The organism is Bartonella sp. AP30XZML (assembly GCF_042195945.1).
Taxonomy (GTDB): domain Bacteria; phylum Pseudomonadota; class Alphaproteobacteria; order Rhizobiales; family Rhizobiaceae; genus Bartonella.
The window spans coordinates 1-1254 of sequence record NZ_JBHIPJ010000048.1 but is presented as its reverse complement, the minus strand read 5'-3'; the positions used below and the strand labels follow the sequence as shown (position 1 = coordinate 1254).

Here is a 1254-nt window from a genome sequence, read left to right as displayed (position 1 = left end):
CTTTGTGGGTACAAAGATTGGCAAAAATCCTTACACTTTTGAGCAAATACCTCCTGGAAGTGGTCCTTGGAAAGAAGCAGGACAAATATTTAAGGGTTATCCAAGTGTTCATGCTTGTTATGGACATCCAAGTGATGCTTGTACAAAGTTCTATGGTTTACCTAATCGTACGCCAATTTATTCAAAATATTCAGGGAGGAAAAAATGAAACAAATCTTGAAATTATTAAGCGGAATAGTTTTGGTTAGTGTAGCTGGATGTAACATTGATAAGCCTTCTCCAGGGGCTCTGAGTATGTGGGAGAAACCTGGTGCAGATTTTACGGAGATAGGAAAAGCATTGTTAGAATGTGGTATGCCAACCCCTTATGATGTTTTTCCAGAAAACCAACAGCAGAGTATTAATGCTAAAGCAACAGTTGATGCTTGCATGGTTCAAGCAGGATTCCGCTATAAAGATCAAAGAGGAGGGGGGTGGTGTTATACTTTTAAAGAGAAAAACTTGCCGATTTGTCGTCCAGGTGCTGTCATACCACAGCGCAGTGTCAAGAAGCGCTTGAACAGCCCTTTTTGTAAAAAGTATAAAAATGCACCTGAATGCAAACCTTAAGTTTTGCTGTTTGTGATGATTAACAATCCGCCATCCTTGCTTTGCTTGAAATGACGGGATTGTTTCCTCAACTAACCATTTCAATATTGTTCACCGTTGTTTTAATGAAGCGGTGACAGGAAATATCAACAGGCTTATGAGCTGTTTTATCGTAAATAAATCCATTGAAAGAGGGGAAAAATGAAGAAAATCTTAAAACTATTGAGTTGCATAGCTCTCTTAAATACAGCTGGATGTGTTAACCAACCTCCTCCATCAACTTTAGCATTATGGGAAAAACCAGGTGTCGATAAAGCGATGATCCAACAATCCTTATCAAAATGTGGCTGGAAACCGGTTTATGCTTCTTCTAGTGATATGAATTCGTATGCGAGTGAATTTGCCTCAGTTTATGAGTGCATGAAAAAAGCAGGTTTCCGGTATAAATTGCAAGATTCAAAAGGGATCTATTTTACACAACCTCCCAAAAGTGGCTCATTCCTAAGCAATTTAATGATAGCAGGATATCAGCAATTTATGGACAATGACACCTTTGGTGTGACCAACAAAACGAAACAGGAACGGGCTTTACTAACGCATTTTGAGGATGAAAGAAAACGTCAGCAAAAGCAAAAAGCTTTACAAAAGCGATCACCAAAGCGTCCT

At 38.9% G+C, this 1254-nt stretch carries 2 protein-coding genes and 1 pseudogene; all 3 read left to right on the top strand.

The genetic code is table 11. The features are described 5' to 3' along the window. A pseudogene (locus ACFIL2_RS03445) lies at window positions 1-208 on the top strand (hypothetical protein); the annotation flags it as partial. After that, complete coding sequence (locus ACFIL2_RS03440) at window positions 205-609, top strand: hypothetical protein (RefSeq protein ID WP_375680311.1); 405 nt, start codon at window positions 205-207, stop codon at window positions 607-609. The pseudogene ACFIL2_RS03445 and the gene ACFIL2_RS03440, both read left to right, overlap by 4 nt. Window positions 610-789: 180 nt before the next feature. After that, a partial coding sequence (locus ACFIL2_RS03435; protein ID WP_375680310.1) for a hypothetical protein occupies window positions 790-1254 on the top strand: 465 nt, incomplete at its 3' end.

Bases quoted from the DNA above. Each gene is read 5' to 3' on its own strand.
- ACFIL2_RS03440 (WP_375680311.1), top strand. From the start codon at position 205: ATGAAACAAATCTTGAAATTATTAAGCGGAATAGTTTTGGTTAGTGTA.